Origin of the sequence: Romboutsia hominis (assembly GCF_900002575.1) — a bacterium.
Lineage (GTDB): Bacteria > Bacillota > Clostridia > Peptostreptococcales > Peptostreptococcaceae > Romboutsia_C > Romboutsia_C hominis.
Genome location: NZ_LN650648.1, coordinates 2393966 through 2415580 on the forward strand (window position 1 = coordinate 2393966; position 21615 = coordinate 2415580).

Annotated in this window: 16 protein-coding genes; all 16 read right to left on the reverse strand. The window is 28.2% G+C overall.

The genetic code is table 11. From position 1 onward, the window contains the following. Nucleotides 1-18: 18 nt before the first annotated feature. The gene (locus FRIFI_RS11670) at nucleotides 19-2106 is read right to left on the reverse strand and encodes a family 10 glycosylhydrolase (RefSeq protein ID WP_166505936.1); all 2088 of its coding nucleotides are present in this window, start codon (nucleotides 2104-2106) and stop codon (nucleotides 19-21) included. A gap of 254 nt (nucleotides 2107-2360) precedes the next feature. Further along, a complete protein-coding gene (locus FRIFI_RS11675) occupies nucleotides 2361-3368 on the reverse strand; it encodes a C40 family peptidase (protein WP_166505937.1) in 1008 nt (335 codons plus the stop codon). Nucleotides 3369-3454: 86 nt separating this feature from the next. After that, nucleotides 3455-4906, reverse strand: a complete 1452-nt coding sequence (locus FRIFI_RS11680) for a polysaccharide biosynthesis protein (protein ID WP_330383784.1) — start codon at nucleotides 4904-4906, stop codon at nucleotides 3455-3457. Between the two features lie 141 nt (nucleotides 4907-5047). Then, nucleotides 5048-6136 carry a glycosyltransferase family 4 protein gene (locus tag FRIFI_RS11685; protein ID WP_166505938.1) on the reverse strand — a complete coding sequence of 363 codons (1089 nt, stop codon included), beginning with the start codon at nucleotides 6134-6136 and terminating at the stop codon, nucleotides 5048-5050. A gap of 45 nt (nucleotides 6137-6181) precedes the next feature. After that, on the reverse strand, nucleotides 6182-7477 hold the full coding sequence (locus FRIFI_RS11690; RefSeq protein WP_166505939.1) for a UDP-glucose dehydrogenase family protein: 1296 nt from the start codon (nucleotides 7475-7477) through the stop codon (nucleotides 6182-6184). A gap of 99 nt (nucleotides 7478-7576) precedes the next feature. Beyond that, complete coding sequence (locus tag FRIFI_RS11695) at nucleotides 7577-8329, reverse strand: glycosyltransferase family 2 protein (RefSeq protein ID WP_092923960.1); 753 nt, start codon at nucleotides 8327-8329, stop codon at nucleotides 7577-7579. A gap of 60 nt (nucleotides 8330-8389) precedes the next feature. Further along, entirely contained in the window at nucleotides 8390-9139 is a 750-nt protein-coding gene (locus tag FRIFI_RS11700) for a glycosyltransferase family 2 protein (protein WP_166505940.1), read from the reverse strand. Between the two features lie 24 nt (nucleotides 9140-9163). Continuing rightward, nucleotides 9164-10342: a CDP-glycerol glycerophosphotransferase family protein gene (locus FRIFI_RS11705; protein WP_166505941.1), complete on the reverse strand. Its 1179-nt coding sequence runs from the start codon at nucleotides 10340-10342 to the stop codon at nucleotides 9164-9166. A 13-nt stretch (nucleotides 10343-10355) separates the two neighbouring features. Then, complete coding sequence (locus tag FRIFI_RS11710) at nucleotides 10356-11195, reverse strand: glycosyltransferase family 2 protein (RefSeq protein WP_166505942.1); 840 nt, start codon at nucleotides 11193-11195, stop codon at nucleotides 10356-10358. Further along, entirely contained in the window at nucleotides 11195-12349 is a 1155-nt protein-coding gene (locus FRIFI_RS15035; protein WP_176579616.1) for a polysaccharide polymerase, read from the reverse strand. The genes FRIFI_RS11710 and FRIFI_RS15035 overlap by 1 nt, the downstream gene beginning before the upstream one ends. A 2-nt stretch (nucleotides 12350-12351) precedes the next feature. Then, complete coding sequence (locus FRIFI_RS15040; protein ID WP_176579617.1) at nucleotides 12352-13086, reverse strand: glycosyltransferase; 735 nt, start codon at nucleotides 13084-13086, stop codon at nucleotides 12352-12354. 102 nt (nucleotides 13087-13188) lie between these two features. After that, nucleotides 13189-14745 (reverse strand): murein biosynthesis integral membrane protein MurJ, encoded by a 1557-nt coding sequence (gene murJ, locus FRIFI_RS11720; protein WP_166505943.1) that lies wholly within the window; start codon nucleotides 14743-14745, stop codon nucleotides 13189-13191. Between the two features lie 16 nt (nucleotides 14746-14761). After that, nucleotides 14762-15814 (reverse strand): cell wall-binding repeat-containing protein, encoded by a 1053-nt coding sequence (locus FRIFI_RS11725; protein WP_166505944.1) that lies wholly within the window; start codon nucleotides 15812-15814, stop codon nucleotides 14762-14764. Between the two features lie 93 nt (nucleotides 15815-15907). Continuing rightward, complete coding sequence (locus FRIFI_RS11730; RefSeq protein WP_408638361.1) at nucleotides 15908-16561, reverse strand: sugar transferase; 654 nt, start codon at nucleotides 16559-16561, stop codon at nucleotides 15908-15910. A 197-nt stretch (nucleotides 16562-16758) separates the two neighbouring features. Then, on the reverse strand, nucleotides 16759-18726 hold the full coding sequence (locus tag FRIFI_RS11735; RefSeq protein WP_166505945.1) for an N-acetylmuramoyl-L-alanine amidase: 1968 nt from the start codon (nucleotides 18724-18726) through the stop codon (nucleotides 16759-16761). Between the two features lie 514 nt (nucleotides 18727-19240). Then, nucleotides 19241-21583 carry a preprotein translocase subunit SecA gene (secA, locus tag FRIFI_RS11740; protein ID WP_166505946.1) on the reverse strand — a complete coding sequence of 781 codons (2343 nt, stop codon included), beginning with the start codon at nucleotides 21581-21583 and terminating at the stop codon, nucleotides 19241-19243. Nucleotides 21584-21615 lie beyond the last annotated feature (32 nt).

Here is a 21615-nt window from a genome sequence, read left to right on the forward strand (position 1 = left end):
TTTATTAACAATCTACTATTATTTAACTAAATTTACTACATTATTAAAGGCAGTATCATTTATTCCCCCACCTATTTTGTGTATGCTTTGTGTATTTTTTACACCTAATACAGTCTTTTGAGTTTCACTAATAGTATCTCCTAAGATAACAATAGGAGAATTAAGTTTTGCAGCTAATGGTCCTGCTGTTAGTGCATCTACTAGTGGGTTACTTTTTGTTACTAGTAATGTGTTGTATTTATTTTGAGGATAAAACTTTCCTATTATCTTTGCATTAGTTTCTTGTCTATCATCACCAGATATTCTATTATTTAATACATTATTTAAAGTTATTTTATTTACTTGTTTTATAACTTCATCAGATAATACAGTTTTTCCACCTACAAAATAAGCCTCTTGTATACCTTGTGATTTTAACCAATTATATACATTTTCGCTTAAACTATCTTTTCCAGATAATATTATAGGTTGTTTATCTATACCAGCTTGTGATGCTATAGATAATGCATCTACTTCACCATATCCACCTGCTAAATATACCTTATTTATATCAACTTTTTCTGATATTCTTTTAGCTATTTGAAGAGATGTTTCATATCTATCTATGCCACCTATTCTAGTTAATGACACACTTGGTAATATAGATTTTAATTCATCCATTACTTTATTATTTACAGAACCTTCTCCACCTATAACTATTATATTACTTGGATTTAATCTTTTGATTTCATCTTTTGTAGAAGTTGGTATACCGTCTTTTTGAACTAGTAATATTGGAGCATCATTTACTGATGCAAGTGGTGTAGCTGTTACTCCATCTACTACTGAATTACCATTTGTAAGTATTACAGTTTTTGCTCCTTCTTTCCATCCTTCTTTGCTTATTTTGCACGCTGTTTCGTATCTATCTTCTCCTTTAAGCTCTGTTATTTTTATATTATTTACATAAAGGTCTTTCATGTCACTTTGAAGTTTAGAATTTTTTACTATATCACGTGCTGAGAAATACATACTTCCTTTTATATCACTGTATTGTCTATTTAAGTTTATTTGTTCTTTAATTTCTCCTGCTACATCTTGACCTGGGTAATCTCCTGTCCCATTTTTGTATACACCTTGTCCTATATATAAATCTACATCGTATCCTCTTACTTCATTTGCCCACCAACTAACTAATTTTGAATAATCAGCTGCAGAGTATCCTATTGGCCAATAAAGCTGAGGAACTACATAATCTACTAGGCCTTGTCTTATCCAAGTTCTAGTATCTGCAAAGTCATCTGAATAACTCTCTGCTCCTCTTGTATCTGAACCTGTTGGATCACTATCTTTATTTCTCCATATACCTTTTGGGCTTACTCCAAACTCTACATTTGGCTTTATTTCTTTTATGGAAGTTTTAACTTCTTTTAATAAAGTATTTACATTTTCTCTTCTCCAGTCCTCTATACTTTGTCCTGGCTTTTTATATTTATTATAAGTGTCACTATCATCTATACCACTTCTATAGAAGTAGTCATCAAAGTGAACTCCATCTATATTGTAATTTTTAACAACCTCATTAACAGAATCCACTACATGCTTTCTAACTTCAGGAAGCCCTGGATTGTATATAAGCGCTTCATTGCTTCCATTTTTACACTTAAGTACCCAGTCTGGGTGTAATCTAGCTGGATTGTTACTTGCTAGTTTACTTAAGTCTGTTCCGCTAGTTGTTACTCTATATGGATTAAACCATGCATGAAACTCCATACCTCTTTTATGTGCCTCATCTATTAAAAATGGTAATGGGTCATAACCTGGGTCTTTTCCTTGAGTACCTGTTAAATATTCTGACCAAGGATTTATATTTGATTTATAAATAGCATCTGCCTTTGGCCTAACTTGAACTACTACTGTGTTTATTCCCACAGATTTTAGCTTATCTAATAATTCTATGTACTCTCTTTTTTGAGCAGTTTCATTATTTTTACTACTAGGCCAATCCATGTTGTAAACTGTTGATATCCAAGCTGCTCTCATCTCTTTATCACTTGCTGATACATTGACAGTTGATGCTGATAGTATCATTAAAAAAGATACTATAAATGCTTTTAATTTTTTCATTTTTTCCCCCTATTATATAAAATCCAAATTTTAAACTTAATTTATAGTATATAGAAACACATTTATCCAGTCAATTTATATACTATGTCACAAAAATTTCTATTGTTTTAAAATTTATTTACTATATTTATTTTAATTAATATTTTTATAGCTTATTTTTACTAAAAAAGAGTATTCTATCAGAGCTTTAGCCCTAATAAAATACCCTAAAATTTTTTTGATATTATCTTTAGTTAATATAAGTTTATTATATTCTATAATACAGCTCTTGCTGTAAAGTAGTTTTTCGCATAATATCCAGAACTTATACTATCTATTCTAACATTCTGACCTGGCTTAGGAGAATGTATCATTTTCGAATTTCCTATATATATACCAACATGATTTATAGTCTTTCCATTTGATGCAAAGAATACTAAATCACCTGGCTTTAAGTTAGCTTTGCTAACATATCTTCCAACAGTACCTTGAGATTTAGATGTTCTAGGTAATTTTACACCTGCACCATTTTTGTATACATATGATGTTAATCCTGAACAATCAAAGCTACTTGGGCCTTCTGCACCCCATACATATGGCTTTCCTAATTGCTTATGAGCTAAATCTACTATTTTCTTAGCTTTATTATTATTTGTTACTTGATTATTTTGATTGTTGTTTTGGTTATTATTTGATTCTTGTATTTTTACATAAGATCCACTTACCCAACCTACTTGGCCGTTTGAAGTTTTTACTTTGTACCAACCATTACTGTGTTTTTCTTGTATATAAACACTATTTCCTGAGTATACCTTTGTTATAATCGAATTTGATGCTCCTGGTCCTGTTCTTACATTTAATGAATCGCAGTTATATACCACTCCATTTTTATTTATAGCTTGAGTAGGTTGGCTGCTAGCTACACTACTACCTTGGTTATTATTTGATGCTAATCTTATATAAGCACCACTAACCCAACCTATTTGACCATTTGGAGTCTTTATTTTATACCATCCATTGCTATTTTTCTCTTGTATCTCAACAGTGTTTCCTGAGTATACCTTTGTTATAATAGAATTTGATGTTCCTGGTCCTTTTCTTACATTTAATGAACCACAGTTGTATACTGTTCCTTTTTGTATAGTACTTTTTATATATGATTGGCTTGATGCTGTATCAGCATAAGCTTCTTGATTATTAGCAGTTATAAGTAAGCTACCTGAAAGTATCATCATACTTGTAGCCTTTGTTATTAAATTTCTCTTCTCTTTTCTTATCCCCATAATTCACCCCTCATTATTTTTTATAAATTAATTGTATCACTATTTTACATTTTTTTCAAATAAACGGTAACAATTTTGTTACTTTTTTATAATACATTTACTTCTTCTGGATTTTTATATGTTGATACTAGCTCTTTCATAGCCTCTTCTAATCCATCTTCATCTTCTTCTTTAACTAAATGATAAAGCTTGTCCAATCCTTCAAATAGCTGCATTGTATCAAACTCTATTCTACTTCCTATGAATATTTTTTTATGTCTTGTATCACTTAACCCTTCTTCTTCTAGTAAAAGTTCTTCATATAACTTTTCACCTGGTCTTAATCCTGTAAACTTTATTTCAATATCTATATCTGGTTCTAGTCCGCTAAGCTTTATTAAGTTTTTAGCAAGGTCTAATATTTTTACTTGTTCTCCCATATCAAGTACAAATATTTCTCCTCCTTTTGCCATACCACCTGCTTGTATAACAAGACCTACTGCTTCTTCTATTGTCATAAAGTATCTTATTATTTCTGGATGAGTTACAGTAACTGGTCCGCCTTCTTCTATTTGTTTTTTGAATAATGGTATAACACTTCCATTACTTCCTAACACATTTCCAAATCTAACTGCAACAAACTCTGTATCACTTTTTTCATCTAGAGTTTGTATTATCATCTCGGCAGCTCTTTTTGTAGCACCCATAATATTAGTTGGGTTTACTGCTTTATCTGTAGATATTAGTAAAAATCTCTTAACATTATATTTACTAGCAAGCATAGCTACATTCAAAGTACCAAATATATTATTTTTTATAGCTTCTCCTTTACTAAATTCCATTAAAGGAACATGCTTATGTGCTGCTGCATGAAATACTACATTTGGTCTGTACTTTTCAAATATTTTTTCCATTCTTTTTTCTTCTCTTACAGATGCTACTATTGCTTTTACTTTTAAGGTATCTCCATAAGCTCTTAATAGCTCTTGTTGGATATTGTATAGGTTATTTTCGTATATATCTACTATTATAAGTTCTTTAGGTCTTAAACGAGATATTTGTCTACAAAGCTCTGAACCTATTGAACCTCCCCCTCCTGTAACTAATACAGTACTATCTTGTATATATTGACCCATTATCTTAAAATCTACTTCTATAGGTGTTCTTCCCAGTAAATCCGTTATATCTACATCTCTAACTTGTTTTATATCAACTTTTCCATCTATTATTTCATAAATCCCCGGTATTGTTTTTATTTTACATTCTGTATTTTTACAGATGTTCATTATTTCTTTTTTCTCTTTTTTTGATATATTTGCTATTGAAAATATAATTTCATCTATATTGTATTCTTCTATAACCTTATCTATATCATCCCTTGTTCCAACTATTTCTATATTATTAATTTTTTTGCCTATTTTAGATAAATCATCATCTATTATTGCTATAGCCTTTTTGTTTAATTGTGGATTTCTTTCTAGTTCATGTATTACCATCTCACCAGCACATCCTCCACCAATAATTAAGACTCTTGATATATTATCTTTTGATAAATTCATACTGCTCAAATAAATCCCCTCCATACTACAAATTTTGCAAAGAAATTACAAAATAAGGCTTAGCCCCCTATAAACAGCGTTTATTTAAGACTAAGCCACTAACTATGCTTATTATATCATTAATAATAAAAAATGTATAATTTATTTAGATTTATTTAATATATTCTCATATATCTTAGCTATATCTCCAAAGTTTAGATTTATTTCGTAATTGTTTTTAACAAATTTGCGGCCTTCTTTTCCCATTTTTATTCTTAAATCTTCATCATTCATAAACTTTATTATAGCTTCCTTTATTTGTGTAGGGTTTTTAGGCTCAACTATAAATCCTGTTTTATTGTTGTCTAATGATTCAGGGTGTCCCCCTACATTAGTAACTATTACAGGAACTTCACAAGCTTGAGATTCTATAGCTGCAACTCCAAATCCTTCTCTTAATGATGGGAATACTGTAACATCAAAAGATGAGAAAGTCTTAGCAATATTATCAGGTGCTATTCTCCCTAAAAATTCAACACTGTCTTCTAACTTTAATTCTTTAGTTAAATTTCTTAGGTTTTCTTCATTTTTTCCTGAACCACCTATTTTTAATGCTAGTTTTTTATTTGGATATTCATCTTTTAATTCTTTAAATGCTTTTATAAGATATTCTATTCCATACTTTTTCTCAAGGCTTTTTATTATTCCTATTGTAAATGTGTCATCTTTTTTAACATCTATAGGCTTAAATCTATCCATGTCTACACCAAAGAAAGTTACATCTACATGTTTGTTTGTGTATTTATTTGCTTCCTTTGCCATATCTCTACTATTTGAAAATATATAATCACATTTTCTAAAATTATGCTTTATAATTTGTTTTTGTATTATTCCATTGTTAGGGAAATCATATATATCTGTTCCCCATACAGATATTATGTATGGATGATATCCTAAAAAACTTCCTATAAATCCATAGCTACTTGCATATTGTGCATGTAGTATATCTGGCTTTATCTCATGTACAAGCTTTTTAATTTCACCTATATACTTTATATAGCCTGATTTTTTTAATATACTTTCATTTCTTAATTCTTCTACATTAGCGCTAAAGTCATGTACCTTAACCCCATCTATTTTTCCACCATTTAAGGATATAACATGTATATTATATCCTCTTGTTTTAAAGTAATCACACCATTTAATAGTGTGTGGATTTGACCCATCTGCTAAGTAACATATAGTTTTCATATTATTTACCTTTCTTGATTTATACTAATATTAAAATATCTCTACTTAACGACCTATAGAGTAGTATTCTATACCTAAGCTTTTCATATCTTCCATTTTGTAGCAATTTCTTCCATCAAGTATTAAAGGTTTATTCATTTTTTCTTTGTATTTAGATATATCATAATTTAGAATATCTTTCCATTCAGTCATTATGAAACAAACATCTGCTTCTTCTATTGCTTCATCTATACTTGTAGAATAAGATATATTATCTTTAAATATCTTCTTAGCATTTTCTATACCAACAGGGTCATAAGCTGTTATCTTGGCACCTCTTTCTAATAAATATTCAATATTTACTATAGATGGTGCTTCTCTTAAATCATCTGTTCCTGGCTTAAATGTAAGACCTAATACAGCTACCTTTAGATTTTCAAAGTTATCAATTAACTCTGCTGATTTTTTTACTAATCTAAGTTTTTGAGCTTCATTTACTTCTATTGCAGCTTTAACAGTTTTTAGCTCATATCCATTATGAGTAGACAGCCAGTGAAGCGCTTTTGTATCTTTTGGAAAACAAGAACCACCATATCCTATACCAGCTTTTAAGAATTTATCTCCTATTCTTTCATCTAGGCTCATTCCTTTAGCTACATCTTCTATATTTGCTCCTACTATTTCACAAAGGTTTGCTATATCATTCATAAAAGATATTTTAAGCGCTAAAAAGTCATTAGATGCATATTTTATCATTTCTGCACTATTTCTATTAGTGACTACTATTGGTTGATTAAATGGACTATATACACTTTCTAATATGTCTTTAGCCCAGTCACTTTCTACACCTATTACTATTCTAGATGCATGTAAAGTATCTCTTACAGCAGTTCCTTGTGCTAAAAACTCAGGATTTGATGCTACTTCTACTTTTACATTATTTTTTAAGTTATTTTTTATAAACTTTTCTATTTTTTCATTAGTCCCTATGGGAACTGTAGATTTTATAACTACTAAAGTGTCTTTTTTTATTGAGTTTGCAATTTGTTTAGATACCTTCTTTATATAATCTAAGTTTGCAGAGCCATCTCTTCTTTCTGGAGTTCCAACTGCTATCATTATTACATCGGCATCTTTATATGCTTCTTTGTAGTTAGTAGTATAATCTATTTTTCCTTCTTTATAATTTTTCTTCATTAAACCTTCTAAGTCTTTTTCATATATTGGTGCTATACCTGACTTCATAAGATTTACCTTTTTTTCATCAACATCAACACATACTACATTTTCATGTCCTACTTCAGCTAGACATACTCCTGTCACTAAACCAACATATCCTGTTCCAGCTATTGCAATTTTCATGACTTTCTCCTCCAAAATGTATATAAAATTTCCTTCACTTAAATTTTGTTTAAGGGAGGAAAATTTCAAATTTCTTTATAAATATAATTTGTGTATATTTTATAATCTTTTCCTAATTGCATTAATTACATAAAAACAAAATACATAAGAACTTTTAAGTACACTTAATTTTTCTACGTTTCTATAAGTATTCCATGTTCTTTTAAGTGCTTTTATTTTATTACTTGATAAAGAATCTCCCACTAGCCTATAGTTTACTAAATCTTTTTCTATACCATAAGCATAATCTTGTGTTTTAAGTATTTGTAACCAAGTTGCCGTATCTTGACCTCTTCTTACTAATGGCATACTAAACTCACCAACTATTTCTTTATCTATAACTACAGTTGAACATCCTATTATTGTATTTTTTAATAGTCCTTTGTAGTTTATTTTTTTAGGTGCCTTTGCAACCTTCTTTGTTAATCTCCCGTCTTCTTTCATATATCTATATGATGTAAATGTAAACCCTAATTTATTTTCTAGCATATATTCTATTTGTATTTTTAATTTTTCTGGTTGCCATATATCATCACTATCTACAAATGCAATAAATCTTCCTTTTGCATTTTTTATTCCTGTATTTCTAGATACAGATGCTCCTGAGTTTTTCTCAAGCTTTATATATCTTATTCTGTCATCATTAGCTTGAAATTCTTTTATCATATCAGAAGATTTATCTTTTGAACAATCATCAACTAATACAAGTTCCCAATTCTTATATGTTTGGTTTTGTATCGATTTTATTGTATCACCTAGAAATCTTTCTGCATTATATACAGGAGTTATTATCGATACTAATGGTTCATTCATATTTTATTTCTCCTCATATACTACATATATTATTTTTTTAAATATAATCTAATAAACACCCTAGCTTTTTTTGATTCCATTTATACTATAATTTACAAAGTAGTATATTGATTTATGTAGTGGTATCTTTTCTATGTTTCTATATATATTCCAAGTCCACATAGCTGATTTTATCTTGTTTCCACTAAGAGAAGTTAGTGATTTTCTATATTGTGCCAATACCTCATCCAATCCATAAGCTATATATCCTCTTTTTAATATTGATAACCATAATACATAGTCTTCATGTCTAACGCCACTCATTTTTATATCAAAATTTAATTTAGATTTATCTATTACAACTGTTAGACAACCTAATACATTACCTTTTAATAATGTTTTATAATCTACACTTTTAGGAACTCTAACAACTTTATTTAGTTTTTGGTTCTCTTCATTTATAAGCTCATATGAAGTAAAAGATATTGCACAATTTTTTTCTTTCATAAATCTTATTTGTTTTTCTAGTTTAGTTGTTTCCCATATATCATCGCTATCTAAGAACGCTATATACCTACCGCTTGCATTTTTTAAAGCTACATTTCTAGCATTAGATACACCTTTATTTTCACTTACTCTTATATATTTTATTCTTTCATCTTTTTTAGTATAAGATTTAACTATTTCAGGTGATTCATCTTTAGAACAATCATCTACTATTATCATTTCCCAATCTTCATAGGTTTGATTTAAAACAGATTCTATTGTATTTCTAATAAATTTTCCAGAATTATACATGGGAGTAATTATAGATACTAAATTTTCTTTCATATTACCGTCCTCATTATTTTTATATTATTTATTCAACTTTTTTAATATGCACTCGTAAATTCTACTACAGTTGTTATTGTCATTATATCTGAAAAACTTTTTTCTTGCATCTTTTTGACTTTCCTTAACTTTAAATCCACTTTCTATTAACTTTGTTAATTCCTCAACTGCTTCGTCTTTATTATAAGCTACCGAACCAAACATTTCATTATCTAAATCTATATATGAATCTACTTCTTTTTTGTATTTTTCTACATCAAACTGATAGAAAAGTATTGGTCTATCCATATACATAAAATCTATTGCTACTCCTGAATAGTCCGTTATATTTGCTATTGAAGATGTTATTTCATCTGCTACAGTAACATCTTTATCTAAAAATATTATTCTCTTTCCTGTTATATTTTCTTTTATATCGTCTATAAACTCATGCATTAAATGATGCATATAAAACTTTATATTTACATCGTTTTTTTCTAATACGTTATTTAATTTTTCATCATTTAAAAATAGCATTATATTTTTAAAGTATTCACTATCTGTAAATTTACCAGAATTAAACTTTATCCAATCTCTCCATGTAGGCATGTATAAAATATCTTTTGTTTTGGCTTTTTCATTTAGTGGTAGATTGTCATGTCTTGCACTTCCTACTATACAAACAGCATCTTCATCCATTCCCCACTCATTTACCATAATATCTTTTTCAAATTGTGATATTGTTGTTGCCATATTATAGCTTTTCATTAAATCATCTATTATCTTCTTAAACTTAGCGTTCATTGGCTTTCTCTTTTTAAAACTTATAGATCCATGATTTAAGAATACCTTAAATGTTTTTTTATGAAACCTATTTAATATTGGAACTGCAAAATTATATGGAGCAATATCAGCTGAAGGAGCATGAGAAAATATTATTACTTGAGCATTATAGTAGTATAAATAATTCTCTATACTTCCTTTATTTAATGTTTTTCCTGGTATCTTACTCTTAGCTTTGCTATCTTCGTTTATAACCCAGTATATATCTATTTCCTTATGATTTTTTAGTATATATTCATAAAGAAACTTTGAGTTATCATCGTATATATCTCCTGCATGTCCACCTACTAGCCAAATATTTTTATCTTTAAAACTAGACTTTTTAAATGGATATATTATAGCAGCTAAGACCATATTTAATAATGTCTTTATTTTATTCATAAACTTGTCCTCACTATAATTTATATTGCTTAAATCCTTCTATTCTCCCCTTAATTGTTGCATCATGGTAGTCTCTATCTTTATTTAATACTAATCCACCAATATTTCTTATTATCTTATAACCCATAACCTTTATGAATTTATAGTTTTTTCTATAAACTATTTCTTTTTTGCAAAGCGCTCCAAATCCTCTACCATAGTTGAAATCTCTTTTATACTTTTCTTTTGATTTAGAGTGCTTTTTAGCTGGATGGAATATTATATTTTGTCCAAAATATCTTCCCTTGTATCCTTTGCTTATTAAGTCTAGTACATAATCTATTTCTTCTCCAGAACCAAACTCTCCACCTACACCAAGTCTTTCATCAAACTTTGTATAATCATCTTCTTTAAAATTTATAAAGAATGTTATAGATGTTAAAGTATCCATTATATTTGTACTTGTTATTTCACATTCACCATCATACATCTTTTTGAAATAATCAACTTTGTTAAAGTCCATAGTTTTGCAACTATATAATCTATATTCTTTATTTTCTTCGAAGAATTTTATTACCTTTTCTAAAGTATCATCTTCATAAACACAGTCATCATCAGGGAATCCTATAATTTGTCCTTTTGCCATATCTATCCCTATATTTCTATTTAGACTTAATCCTGGTTTATCACTCTTAACATACTTTATATCAAGATCATCAGTATAATTGTCTATTATTTCCTTTACCTTATCATTGTCATTTTGGTCTATTACTATTAGTTCAAATTTTTTGTACGTTTGTTTTTTTAAGCTATCCATTAATAAATATATTTCGTCATATCTATTTATTGTTGGCATTATTAATGATACTAACATTATGATTTCCTCCTTAACACTTTGTATATATCTATTTGATTTTTATCCATTAACATAAACTCTTTCATTAAAAGTACCATTGGGAAACTAAAGGCTGCTTCTAATAAAATATTTTCTGCAAAAGAATATATTAAAAATATTACAACTACTGTTAAATATGCTTTTTTATCTTTTTCAATAAAACTACCTATCCCTTTATATAAAACATACATAAATAATATCAATGATACCAATCCTAAAACACAAACTATATATATATATGAACTATCTAAAGGGTTTAAAGACTTAATAGTTGCACTATATGCATTACCAAAAGGTTTTAGTAAATTTCCTGCTTGAGCTAAGTATACATGCCAATATTTTGGTCTACTTGCCAATAGCCTGTTAGCCATATAATTGTCATAGAAGAAGTATCCTATAATAACACTTATTATTGTTATAATTATAGGAGAAATTTTTGCTAATATTTTTAATGGTTTTATATTCTTTATATCCATGAATCTTATTATTTCAACAAATATTAAACCTGCAAATATAGTGTATGCTCCTGTTCTACTAAATGTAGTTTCGTATATAAAATACGTTGATGCAAATAATATAACTCTATCTATCATGTTATATTTTTTAAATCTTAAAAATATATATGCCGCATAAATAGTTACCATATGATAGAATATTGCATTAGGGTTTCCTAATCCATAATCCATTCTAACTGCTAACGAATCTGTTTTTGCTATATATCTATAATGTATTTCTTTATTAAATTCCAACCATGGAAATAAATTAAACACAAGTAAAGCAATAATTAAAAATATACCTGATATTATTAGGTAATTTTTTATAACATATTTATCATCTAAATTTTTTACCACTGTAGCTAACAACACAATAAGTAATATTGCACCTTCCCTATTTAGCAAATACAATATACAACATGCTCCAACTAAAAATAGTTCTGACATACTCTTTTTTCTTTCAGTTATAAAGAGTAACCCTAATATACCTATAGAGGCATAAAATAAAAGAGATTTTACTATATTCATATTTATTTCTGGGCTTACAAAGGATATAATATATTTTCTAGATATAATCATAAATAAAACTAAAGTAAAAGCTATTTTTCTTATATCTACTTTCTTTAATAAGTTCTCCATAATTATTTTCTCCTTTTTGTGCTTAGTAAGGAATTACTTACAAATATTTTTGCGCATTTAACAACCTTCTCTATCCCTCTCATATGTTTGGTTTCTAAGAAATAGTCTCTCTTTTTGACCCAACTTTTTCCCCACCAATGTATTCCATAAGTATTTTCTTTTATACATTCATAATAAAAATCTTCTCTATAGCTAAATGGATAGAAATATTCTCTATCGTATACAGTTATTCCATCTTCATAATGATTTTTATCTATTTTTTTATAATTATTTTCTATTATATAAGTTATTACTTTTGGTATAGTATAAAATGGTGCACTAAGTATGTCACTTTCATAAAAATCTAGCATTTGTTTAAATACTTTATGACCTGGTTTTGCACCTATTATACCTGCACTTATATGTTTTTCATCTTCATATCCAAAGAATACATCCTGTTTATCTAAAAGCGGTGTTATATCTTTTAATATTTGCATATCTGTATCCATGTAGACACCACCTTGTTCATAAAGAACCTTTATCCTAATATAATCAGATATAAATGCCCACATTTTTTTTTGATAACATACTTCTAAGAATTTTTTTCCTTTTATTTCTTTTTCTATATCAAAATTATGCTCATTCCATTCTATTATTTCATATTCTGGAAGTTTTTCTCTCCATGAATTTATACATATATTCTCTATATTTCCCTTTGGGCCACCTATCCAAACGTAGTGAATTTTTTTTGGTACCAATTGTGTCACTCCTTTTATATACTAAAATTTAGCTGCTTCAAAATAAAAATATAATTTTTCATTTCGAAACAGCTTATTTAAAATTCATTGAATCAAATAAAATTATCTTTTATTTTTGATTATTTTATTTTTTGCCTTTTTTATTATATCCATAGCTAAGTTAACTTCATCAACTTTAAGTATTACTATCAGTAATGCATATATTAACGCTCCTATTAGCACAGATATAGAAACTGCTATTATTTCTTCTATTTTACTAGATCCTATTATTGAATATAAATTTGTGTAAGAAACAACTGTTGCCACTCCCATTATTATTGATGCTATTAAGCTCTTAAGTCCAGTTTTAATTATTTTATCTCCACCAAAATATCCTTGTTTTCTCTTTAGAGATATAAATAATAAAATAACTGTTAATATAGATGATATACTAGTTGAAAGAGCTAATCCTGCATATCCAATTACATTTATAAGGGCAAAGTTAAGAATTATATTTATTATTAAAGCTATACTTCCATTTATCATTGGTGTTTTTGTGTCCGATAAAGAATAGAAAATTCTATTTAATACATCCCTTACTGCTACTGCTATAAGTCCTATTGAGTAAAGTCTTAAAGCTACTGCTGTCATATGCGTTGATTCTACATCAAACTGACCTCTTTGGAATAGTATTCTAACTACCGGTTCTGCAAGTACTATAGCTCCTACTGCTATTGGTAGTACAATTAGTATTATACTGTTTGAAGTTTTTACGATTGTATTTCTAAACCCTTCTTTATCATCTGAGTTAGATAGTTTAGAAAGCTTTGGATATATTACGGTTATTATTGATGCTACAAAAAGCGCCATTACGAAATCATTTAACCTAGATGCAAAGTTTAAAGCCGATACTGGTCCATCACCTAAAGTTGTTGCTAATGCTCTATCTACAGCTATATTTAACTGAGATATTGATGAACTTATAAGCATTGGTAAAACTAGAATCGACAATTCCTTTATGTGTTTATCTTTTAAGTTAAAATATTTACTATACTTATATGATTTTTTGAATGCAAATGGTATTTGGAAAATCATTTGACTTGCCATTGCAATTACAGCTCCAATTGCAAGAAACCTGAAATCTGTAAATGCACTTATTACTATAGATATTATTATTATTATGTTATACGGCGTCCCTATTAATGCTGGTACTGTAAAACTATCATTAGCTTGTAAATAAGAACTTAATAGTTTACTTACACTTAAGAATAATACACCTGGCATCATAATTTTAGTAAATGTTACTGCTGTGTTAAATTTCTCTCCTTCAAATCCTCCTGCAAGAATATCAATAAATTCTTTAGTAAATATAAGACCAAATATAGCTATTATAATAGCCATAACAGCACAAATATTTAGCATATTATTGGTGAATTTTAGGGCTTCATTTTCTCCTAGATTTTCTTTTATTTCAATATATTTAGGAATATATATTGTTGCTACTACTGACCCTATAACCGCTATTATTAGACCAGGTATGTTTAGTGTTACTAAAAACACATCTGCATGTGAACTTGTTCCATAAAAATTGGCTAATACTATTTCTCTAAAGAAACCTAGTACTTTTGAAAGCATAGTACCAACCATAATCCAAAGTGTCGATTTTGCTACATTTGACATTTTTTTCTCCTCATTTCTAAATAGCTATCTTCATTCCTCTTACAATAATAATGATTATTACAACTAATAAAATCATAGCTTTTATAAAACTAGCACTTTTGAACGTATTCCATATACTATATTTCCCTACTTCTTGACCTACTTCTATTATCTCAGTTACATTTTTTTCTATAAATCTTTCCTGATTATGACTAAAATTTTCATTACATATTAATATAGGAATATTCTGCTTAGCAGCTGCTACAGGAAGAGATAAGTACTGACTTATATCTCCTTTATTTCCATAATCTATATTAATAGTATATATAGTATCTAATCTTTTACCTTTGTATAAATCTGTTATGTATTTCATATTAGTATCATATGGATTTATTTCTTTTATTAATTTAACATTTTTTATTCCTTCTTTTGCGTAGTATTTAAATCTTTCTCCATCTCCAATTGCATATACTTTTTTAAATTTCTTATTTCTAACGTATTTTATGATTGGATCTAGATTATTATCATCACCCCAAAGTATAGGAATATTATTCTTACAAGCAAAATCAGTTATTGCTATACTATTTTCAATGCCTGCTGTTGAACTTATTATTATTACTTCATCTGATTTTTGCTTGCTTTCTTTTTTTATTTCATTAGCTATCTTAATTGCAGTTTCATATCTATCTGCTCCATATATACGATTTGTTTCTATTCCTAATTTATTTAATTTCACTTCTACAGTTTTAGATACATTTTTTAAACCACCTATAATTGTTATTTTCTTAATCCCCGAATCTTTTATATATTTGGTAGTCTTGGAATCTATTCTTTTCCATTCTGTAGTTATTATAGGTGCATTTTTTAAGTATGCCAACGGAGTAGCACTAATAGAATCTATATCAGATTCATCATTTATAAGTATTGCTTCCTCAGACTTTCTGAATGCATCTTTATTTATTTGTGTGGATATTTCTTCACTACTACCTCTTATATTTCTAACTTTAAAGTTAGCATTAGCATAAATATTAGATACTGTAGTAGCTATTGTTATTCCCACCAGTAAAGCAATAACTCTATTTTTTTTCATATCATATATCATATCCTTTACTTTATTTTGATTACAATTAAAAAAGGCTCTTTTAATTACAAGAGCCTTTTTAATAATCTAAACTTTTCAAAATTATCTAGCTCCATCACCTGTTAGTACGACCTTAACAGTTTTAAGAAGTATTTTCATATCTAGTAGTATGCTTCTATTTCTTATATAGTATAAATCTTCTACCAACTTTTCTTCTGGAGTAATATCGTAACCACCATTTACTTGAGCCCATCCTGTAAGACCAGGTTTTATCGCCAATCTATTTATAAATCCAGGAATGTATTCATTAAACTCAATAGTAAAAGATGGCCTTTCAGGTCTTGGACCTATTATACTCATATCACCTTTAAGTATGTTAAATAGTTGAGGTATTTCATCAATTCTAGTTTTTCTGATGAAACGTCCAACTTTAGTGATTCTTGGGTCATCTTTTTCCGCCCACTTAGCACCAAATTTTTCGGCATCAGTTCTCATAGATCTTAATTTATATATATAAAATCTCTTACCACCTTTGCCCATTCTTTCTTGCTTATAAGTCATTGGCCCTTTATCTTCTAACTTTATAAGGATACCAAATATGATCATTATAGGCACACCTACTAGTAATCCAATTAAAGATAGTACTATATCTAAACTTCTTTGATATACGCTAAATAATACTGAACCTTTAACTAAGCTGTAATCGATATCGTTGAATAATTGCTCTTTTTCACTATTATAAGTAGTTACATTCATTTCATTTCCCTCACTAGTATAATCATCCATATATTATGCCTCCATATATTGTTATTTTGCATAAAATATAATTCGACTCATTTTTATATTATACTCAATATTTTGTAGTTAATCAATAAAATAAATGCTTATTAGTTCAAATTATTCTTGATATTTCAATACTTTTGCTTATTTTCTTAAATTTTTCGACTAAATTTTTACTTTAAAGTTTGTTCTATTCCTTTACCTATTTGAACACCTAAAGTCTTTCTTTTTTCTAATGTATTTAATTTAGATAAATCACTAGAGTTATCTAAGAATGCACTTTCAACTATTACAGCTGGTGCATCAGTTCTTCTTATTACAGAATAGTAATCTTGACCACTATCAGTTGTTCTAGTTTTTACTCCTCTGTTTTTAAAGTCAAACTTGCTTAGTATACTATTTAATATATTAGTAGCTAGTGTTTTACTAGTTCCACCATTTCTGTCTTTATATTTATAGTAAACTTCTGAACCACTTGCTTGTCCATTAAAAGAGTTAAAATGAACACTTACAAATAAATCTGCACCCATTGCATTTGATATGCTAGATCTTTCTGCTAGAGTTATATATTTATCAGTATCTCTTGTTAGAACTACATTAACATTTTTTGATCTTAAGTATTCTGTCGTTGATAATGATGTATCTAACGTATAATCTTTTTCTAAATTACTAGTTCCTGGGTCACTTCCACCGTGACCTGGGTCAACAACTACAGTTTTACTACCAGCATTATGAGGTGATAATCTATAAGCTATATCATCTATAACGCTTTGTCTCATTCCATCACCTATTTGATAAACCATATCTGCATTTTTAGCATCTAGGTTTGCTTCATGGTATTTTGATAAATATATTTGTGGAGTTATAAGTACTGGTGAACCTAATTTTACTCCAAGTGGTCCTGCTACTAATGCATCTGTAAGCTTATCAGATCTTGCTACTAACATAGCATTTAAATTTGCTTGTGGATAGAATTTTGATATAACTTTTGCGTTAGTTTCATTTCTATCTGCACCATATACTCTATTTTTATATACACTTTGTCCACTAGCTACATTAGTTATATCTGCTATTTGGTCTATAACCTTAGTATCTAATGTTTCTGGTCCACCTATAAAATAAGCATTTTTTAATCCTTCATTTTTTAACCAGTTATAAGTAGCAGTTGGAACTTTGTATTTTTCTGTTAATATTACTGGTTGCTTATCTTGACCTGCTTTTGTTGCTATAGATACAGCATCTATATCTCCTTTAAATCCTTCTGCTAAATAGACTGTTTGAACATCATATTGATTATCCATAGCTTGTGCTATTTTTAAAGATGTATCGTGTCTATCTACTCCACCAATACGACTAACTCTAGCATTGTTTATTCCTGCTAATTGATTTTGTACTGATGTTGTTATAGTATTTGTTCCACCTACTATTATTATTTCACTTGGATTTAAACGCTTTATTTCATTTTTTATAACATCTGGTATATTATTTTGGCCAACTGTTAATATTGGTGCATTGTGTACTGCAGCAAGTGGTGTTGCAGTTATACCATCAGCTACTTTATCTCCATTTATTACAACTAACTTGTTGCTTCCATTTTTCCATCCTTCTTGACTTATCTTAACTGCTGTTTCAAAATTATCGCTTCCTACAAGCTTTTTAACAGGTGATGAAGTTCTTTGTATATAGTTTGCCATGCTAGGTAAATCTGATACTATATATTCTTGAGTTATTTTGTAATCGTCTAAGTTTAATCCCATTTCTTTTAATTTAGACTTATCTAAAGTTTGTGCATTTTCATCACTATTTACTACTATATTTTCAATTTGCCAAACATTTAAATATTCTGGGTCTATATTGAAATTTATAGTTCCTTCATAAGATTTAGTTTGTGGATTGTAATTTAATGTTGTACTTAAAGTTTGGTCATAACATAAATAATTTAAAGTTATGCTATTTGCTTTTAAGTCTTCTTTAAAAGATATGCTTATTTTTGAAGTGTCTCCATATATAACACTTCTTTTTTCTAAGTTTATATTTATATCTGAACTGTTAACATTAGTTTCGTTAGCGAAAGCCATTGTTGGCATAGCTAACATAGTTGCCATTATTCCTGTTGACAACATCTTTCTTCTCTTCTTCATTAATATTCCTCCAAATTTACTTAATTAATATTCTCTCCAAATTTTGTAAAGCAAAAATTCTCCAAATTTTACTCAATATGTAACATTATATCACAACAACGTTGAAATTTACAATTTTTTACACACTTTTACTAACTTATCAAACTTTCAAATTTGTTCAATTTTTTTTCTAATTTATCGTATATTTATAAATTTTATAATTATATTTTTATATTAATAAAAGTAGGATAATTAATAAATTAATTTATTTTCTCAATTTATTTAAGTAATTTATTTAATGATATTTTGTTACATTTTTGTAATTAATTAACATAAATATTTACTTATTCACTCGACTTTTAAAATAAGTTATAGTATAATTGTCTTAGGAAGAAAGAAATTTCTAACATCTCTTTTTTCCGTATTTCTCACATAAAAGAGGTCATAGACTTAGTCTATGACCTCTTTACTTTTATAATATAAAAATAAAATTCCCCTAATATATAAAAAATTATATCTTAGGGGAATTAGCAAATTAGTTAAATTTATATAAATATTTTACAGTTTCAATTCTTATTGTTCTATTTAAATCTTCAAACATTTCATAACCTTGAATAGTGTATTCTTTAACTGGGTCTTTTTGACCAATAGCCGAAAGCCCTATAACTTGTCTTAACTGATCCATTGTATCTATGTGATCTATCCAGTTAGTATCCACTACTTCTAATAATACTTTTCTTTCTAATTCTTTAAGCTTATCTGGCCCTATCATTATTTTCTTTAGGTCATACACTCTCTTAGATAAATCATAAGTGTAATCAATTGTTTCTTCAACTGTCATTTTGTCCATACCAGGTATTATTAAAGATTCTTTTGGCATAAAACTAGCATTTAGACTATTTAAGAATCCATAGTAATCCTTTTGATGTCTTAAATATCTTTGTGCAGTTTCTTCTATTATATCTTTTACCATATTTTGTATTGATTCGCTTAAATCATCTTTATCTAGGACTTTGTTTCTTTCAGAATATATTACTTTTCTTTGCTCATTTATAACATCATCGTATTTTATTACGTTTTTTCTTATTTCAAAGTTTTTACCTTCTATTCCTCTTTGAGCTCTTTCTACTGCTTTAGATAAGCTCTTTCCTTCTAATGAGCCATCTTTATTTGGAGTAATTTTTTTAGCTATTTTTTCTATACTTCTTCCACCGTATAGTTTTATAACTTCATCTTCTAAACTAACAAAGAATCTTGAAGTACCTGGGTCTCCTTGACGACCAGAACGTCCTCTTAGCTGATTATCTATTCTTCTTGTTTCATGTCTTTCTGTACCTATTACATAAAGACCTCCAAGTTCTTTAACTTTAACTTCTTCTTCTTTATCTTCTGCCCCTAAAGATATATCTGTACCACGACCTGCCATGTTAGTAGCTATTGTAACTGCATTTAATTTACCTGCATTTTTAACTATCTCAGCTTCTTTTTCATGGTTTTTAGCATTTAATACTTCATGCTTTATACCTTTTTTCTTAAGTAAAGAAGATAAATATTCTGATTTATCTATAGAAACAGTACCAACTAATACAGGTTGTCCAGTTTTATGTATTCTTTCTATTTCATTAACTACTGCATTGTATTTGTCTTCTTCTGTTTTGAATACTAAGTCATTTAAGTCAGCTCTAAGAATTGGTTTGTTTGTAGGTATTGTAACAACATTCATATTGTATGTTGATTCAAACTCACCTTCTTCTGTTTTTGCAGTACCAGTCATACCCGAAAGTTTTTTATACATTCTAAAGAAGTTTTGGAATGTTACTGTTGCTAGTGTTTTTGATTCTCTTTTTATCTCAACACCTTCTTTAGCTTCTATAGCTTGGTGAAGTCCTTCTGAATATCTTCTTCCATCCATTATTCTTCCAGTAAACTCATCAACTATCATTATTTCATTATCTCTAACTACATAATCAACATCTTTATCCATTAACTTATGAGCTCTTAATGCTTGGTTAATATGATGATATATTTCTATATTTTCTATGTTAGTTAAGTTTTCTATACCAAAGAATTTCTCAGCCTTAGTCATACCACTATCACTAAGTGATATAGTGTTATCTTTTTCTTCTATCTCATAATCTTCTTCTATTAAGGTCTTAACAAAAGCATTTGCTAATTCGTATAGCTTATTACTTTCATCTCCAGTACCAGATATTATAAGTGGTGTTCTAGCTTCATCTATAAGTATAGAATCCACCTCATCTATAATAGTAAAGTTTAATTCTCTTTGTACTTTTTCTTCATTATTAGTTACCATATTATCTCTTAGATAATCAAATCCATACTCATTGTTAGTACCATATGTTATATCACAATTATACTGTGCTTTTCTTTCAGATGGATCTTGGTTTGCAAGTATAACCCCTACACTCATACCTAAAAACTCATACACAGGTTGCATGATTTCTTTATCACGCTTAGCAAGATAATCATTTACAGTAATTACATGTACCCCTTTGCCTTCTAGAGCATTTAAATATACTGGTGCTACTGCAACTAATGTCTTACCTTCTCCTGTTCTCATCTCAGCTATTTTACCCTGGTGAAGAACTATACCACCTATTAGCTGAACTCTATATTGACGCATACCTAAAACTCTCTTTGATGCCTCGCGACATACTGCAAAAGCTTCTACTAATATATCATCTAATGTTTCGCCTAATTTTAACCTTTCCTTGAATTCTTTAGTTTTTCCCTTTAATTGTTCATCACTTAAGCCTACCATACTTTCTTCAAGGCTATCGATTTGATCTATAATTTTATTTAATGATTTTATTTCATTTTCATCAGCTTTACTGACTAATCTATCTAAAATTGACATATATTTTTACTGCCTCCCCTAATATTCAATAG